Consider the following 4,562-nt stretch of genomic DNA (forward strand, 5'->3'; position numbering starts at 1 on the left):
CGTCTGCCCAACAGTCGCTGCTTCACGCCTTCCGCAATCTTTTGTCCCAGGTACTCTGGAATCAGACTTTCGTTGGGACCGAGCAAGTACAGGATCAGGCGAGTGCGACCGCGCCAAACGAGCAGATTGGCGTTGACGACCAGCAAATCTTCCTGCCAGATAGCATACATAACTTTGTAGAACAGCCCAGGCTGGTTATCTGCCTCAATCAGCAGCGCAGGCAGGTGAAACACGGGGTCCACATAAAACTCAGTTTCAACCTGTTCCAATCCGGCATCCAGGTTAAACTCCACTGCGAGCATTTCTTCGACTTCAAACCGCCCTGCTAGCGCTTCCCGAATAGCGCGACAGACGTTTTCTGAAGTCTTCTCGGTCAGCGCTTTGCCGCTGCGAGACACAATTAACTTAATGAAGACGAGCATCGGCGGATAGATTTGCCCGTACAGACTTAGGCTGTGAATCGTGAGTCCATACGCCGCCAGCACGCCAAAAATGTCGCTCAGGAGGAAGGACTGATTGCGGTAGGCAAAGTGAAGCGCGCTTTTGCTGCCTTCCTGCTTCAGTTCAATGACAGCTTGCCGAGTTTTGTACAGATGATACGCCAGCCTCAGGTTTTGCAGTTGAATCTCGCTGCTCACGAACTGCTCATAAAACTGCGGAAACGCTCGATTAAAGCGCTTCAACAGTTCTAGCGTGGACGACTTTAAACCCAAAGCCATAGTAGTAACGGGGTGGTTAGGGGAAGACCATAACGACGGTGGAGCGATCGTTGGCGATTAAAGATTTAGTTATAGCGCGATCAGAGGCACATTCTTGCAGTCAAATTCGCGGGGGTCAGTTTGTGATGAATCCACGAGGCAGGCGGATCGGACAGGGTGCGGAGGATATACTATCTAGTACTGTGATCTAACTTCTACCTTAACCACGCTCGCATGGGTTTTTGGAAAAGCCTGTTTAGTAGCTCGGATGCCACCGCCGCCTCGCCGATGGTGCAGTCTGAGGGATCTGTTAGTGGGGAGGCTGGCGATCGTGCCAGTTCCCGGATCTTTTTCAGCACAGAGCGAGAAATCGATCTGTACGAACTCGAAGAGCTGTGCGATGCGGTAGGTTGGTCGCGTCGTCCACTGCGAAAGGTCAAAAAAGCACTCCAGCACAGTTTCCTAGTGGTTTCAATGTGGGAGCAGCGGGGCGCGCAGCGACGGCTGATTGGATTTTCACGAGCAACGTCCGATCACGCCTTTAATGCGACGATTTGGGATGTTGTCGTTCATCCAGAGTTCCAAGGGAAGGGGATGGGCAAAGCGCTGATGAGGCAGGTAATTAAGAAGTTACGCAGCGAAGATATTAGCAACATTACTTTATTTGCCGATCCGCAAGTCGTTGATTTTTACCGAACGCTCGGTTTTATGCCCGATCCAGAAGGCATCAAAGGCATGTTTTGGTATCCGGACTAGCCAAAAGCCACCCGTCTTCCGCTAGGTTGCCCAGGAAGCGCGAATCCGAAGCAGGGGACATGGAAATTTACGAGTGATTTAAAATACAGTGCAGCTTGATGCAGGACTGTAAGCCTTTCGGCTGCCAAAAAGCGCCTAGCGGGTCGATCGCTCCTCCGTCTGTGGGCGGATTGGCTCCGGTAGAATAGAGGGACTGCGATCGCCTGTACCTCATGCTTGAAACGCTGCGGACCCATCTATATCAACTAGAGCACTTCGCGGATGGCTTAGTGTCTACTCAGCTCACGCATCTGACACTCGTGAGCACTGGCGTGATTTTTCTGGCTGGATTGCTCACCAGTCTGACACCCTGCATGCTCTCGATGCTGCCAATCACGATCGGCTACATCGGTGGCTACGAAACCAAAACCCGCTGGCAGGCGGCGGTGCAGTCTACCTGGTTCTCGTTAGGACTGGCGACCACACTGGCGATCCTGGGCGTTCTAGCCGCCCTATTGGGCAAGATTTACGGTCAGGTTGGGTTGGGTTTGCCGATCGTCGTCAGCCTGATTGCGATTCTGATGGGGCTGAATCTGCTGGAGGCGCTGCCGCTTCAGCTACCGTCGTTTGGCGGCATGGAGTGGATCTCGAACGATCTGCCGCAGGGGCTGCGATCGTATCTGATTGGTTTGACGTTTGGGCTGGTGGCGTCTCCCTGTAGCACGCCCGTTCTAGCAACGCTGCTGGCGTGGATTTCCACCACAAAAGATCCCATTCTGGGCAGCGTGCTGCTCCTGTCCTATACGGCGGGCTACGTCGCTCCCTTAATTCTGGCGGGCACCTTCACCGCCTCGATTAAGAAGCTGCTGGAAATGCGCCGCTGGTCTAGCTGGATTACGCCTGCAAGCGGAGCGCTGCTGGTGGGGTTCGGCGTGTTCTCCTTGCTGTTTCGAGTCGTGAATTTTTAGGGTTTAGTCCATCAATTTCGTCTGGGTTTAATGGCTCCTCTACTCGCCACTGACCGTTACTGATAATTAGCCGCTAATCGCATAATGACCAATGATTCCTTAACAAATAAACGCCCTAGCTGGATAACGGCTTTGCAGTATTTCTGGAAGCGCGAGCTAGTGCCGCTGCTGGCAGATTTGCGGCTGGCGATCGTGCTGCTGCTGGCGATCGCGGGATTCAGCATCTCTGGCACCGTTATCGAGCAGGGACAATCGCTGGAATTCTACAAAGCCAACTATCCAGAGCATCCCGCCCTGTTTGGCTTTCTGACCTGGAAAGTGCTACTGCTGCTGGGGTTGGACCACGTGTATCGGACGTGGTGGTTTTTGGCGCTGCTGATTTTGTTCGGCACCAGTCTAATGACTTGCACCTTCAAGCGGCAGCTTCCTGCGCTGCGCTGGTTTTCGCGCACCTGGAATGTCTACACCCAGCCGCGCCAGTTTCAAAAGTTTGCCTTAAGCGCAGAATTTGAGCAGGCGTCGTTAGAGGACGTGGTGCCGCTCTTGGAGCAGCGACGCTACCGGATTTTTCGGCAGGGCGAGGCGCTGTACGCTCACAAAGGCATTGTTGGACGGATAGGTCCGATCGTCGTGCACGTCAGCATGCTGCTGATTTTGGTTGGGGCAATTTGCGGTGCCATGAGCGGGTTCATCGCGCAGGAAATGGTGCCCAGCGGCAGCACGTTCCAAGTTAAAAACATCACGGACGCTGGACCGCTGGCAGGATCGCAGGTGCCTCATGATTGGTCGGCTAGAGTGAATCGCTTCTGGATCGACTACACGCCAGCAGGCGCGATCGACCAGTTCTACTCGGACATGTCAATACTGGACAGTAGCGGTCAGGAGGTGAAGCGTAAAACGATTCACGTCAACGAGCCGCTGCGCTATCACGGCGTCACGCTGTATCAGGCAAGCTGGTCGATCGCGGCTGTTCAGGTCCGCCTGAATAAAAGCCCTGTGTTTCAACTGCCGATGGCGCAACTGGACACGGGCGGCAAAGGGCAAATTTGGGGAACGTGGATGCCGACAAAACCCGACCTCAGCGACGGCGTCTCCCTGGTTGCCAAGGACCTGCAAGGAATGCTGCTGGTTTACGATATGTCCGGTAAGCTCGTGGCGACGGTGCGGAAGGGCATGGCAACTCAGGTGAACGGTGTGGCGCTCTCGGTTGTGGACATCATCGGTAGTACGGGGCTGCAAATCAAAGCCGATCCGGGGATTCCGCTCGTTTATTCAGGCTTTGGGCTACTGATGCTAGGCGTTCTGATGAGCTACATCTCGCACTCGCAAGTGTGGGCGCTGCAAAAAGACGGCAAGCTGTTCGTCGGTGGCAGAACCAACCGCGCTCAGGTGGCGTTTGAACGCGAAGTGATTGCGATGTTGGAGCAGTTGGGCGATCGCACGGTGGCAGAGGACGATCGCGCCAGCCTGGTTGAGGCGTAATCTCGTTGCTGTAGGACAGCGATCGTGAAACGATAAAGAAAATCTGATGTGAGGAAACCCTGTGGGACAGTACGACCGCTTGATTCTGATGGCAGAGGATGAACTCACCCAGTACAGCACCGATGCTCGAAAAATTGAGAAGCTGCGCCAGAAAATTGGGCTGTCGGTGCCTGCGGCAGAGCAGCGTCAGGTAAAAGCGCAGCTACAAGAAGAACTGCCCACAGACTGGTTAAGCGACCTCGTGACAAACCAGCGGCAGACGGTGGCGCTGCCGTTTTGGGGCATTGCTGGATTAGGCTTGCTGCTGGGAATTTCCTTTATGCAGCCGATCGATTTCCTCGCGACGATCGCAGGCGGAGCGATCGCCATCAATTTGCAGCGCTGGGGCTGGAAGCTGCAAGCCAAGCGCTTGGTGCTGCAAACGTTAGAGGACATTGAAGAACGATCGCGCCAGCCGACAAAGGACTAGCAGGAAGCGAATCGCGGTTCGCGATCGACAATTCGCAATGGAGGGAAACGCAGGGCAAACGGTAAATGGAATGCTATCGTGTTGAGCGACCAGCAAGGTTGCCTATCCCGCTCTACTCTTTATGTCTGACCTGCAAGCCGTATTCTCTCGCCTCAGCCAAGCCCTCAATCAAGTCGTTGTCGGGCAGTCCGATCTGGTCCAGCAGTTGCT

The 4,562-nt window shown here is 54.6% G+C and carries 5 protein-coding genes; 4 read left to right on the forward strand and 1 reads right to left on the reverse strand.

Annotated elements, in window-relative coordinates:
* On the reverse strand, positions 1 to 719 hold a 719-nt coding region (locus H6F43_RS19485), incomplete at its 3' end, for a hypothetical protein (RefSeq protein ID WP_190344576.1).
* A 213-nt stretch (positions 720 to 932) separates the two neighbouring features.
* Between H6F43_RS19485 and H6F43_RS19490 the strand changes: the two genes are divergently transcribed.
* From H6F43_RS19490 to H6F43_RS19505, 4 genes are all read left to right on the forward strand, one after another.
* Positions 933 to 1,454, forward strand: coding sequence for a GNAT family N-acetyltransferase (locus tag H6F43_RS19490; RefSeq protein WP_190344578.1), 522 nt, complete (start codon positions 933 to 935; stop codon positions 1,452 to 1,454).
* 212 nt (positions 1,455 to 1,666) lie between these two features.
* Positions 1,667 to 2,401, forward strand: a complete 735-nt coding sequence (locus tag H6F43_RS19495; protein WP_190344580.1) for a cytochrome c biogenesis protein CcdA — start codon at positions 1,667 to 1,669, stop codon at positions 2,399 to 2,401.
* 84 nt (positions 2,402 to 2,485) lie between these two features.
* Positions 2,486 to 3,883: a cytochrome c biogenesis protein gene (locus H6F43_RS19500; RefSeq protein ID WP_190344582.1), complete on the forward strand. Its 1,398-nt coding sequence runs from the start codon at positions 2,486 to 2,488 to the stop codon at positions 3,881 to 3,883.
* Between the two features lie 61 nt (positions 3,884 to 3,944).
* On the forward strand, positions 3,945 to 4,352 hold the full coding sequence (locus H6F43_RS19505; RefSeq protein WP_190344584.1) for a hypothetical protein: 408 nt from the start codon (positions 3,945 to 3,947) through the stop codon (positions 4,350 to 4,352).
* The last annotated feature ends 210 nt before the right edge of the window (positions 4,353 to 4,562 follow it).

The organism is Leptolyngbya sp. FACHB-36 (genome assembly GCF_014695955.1).
Classification (GTDB): domain Bacteria; phylum Cyanobacteriota; class Cyanobacteriia; order Leptolyngbyales; family Leptolyngbyaceae; genus FACHB-36.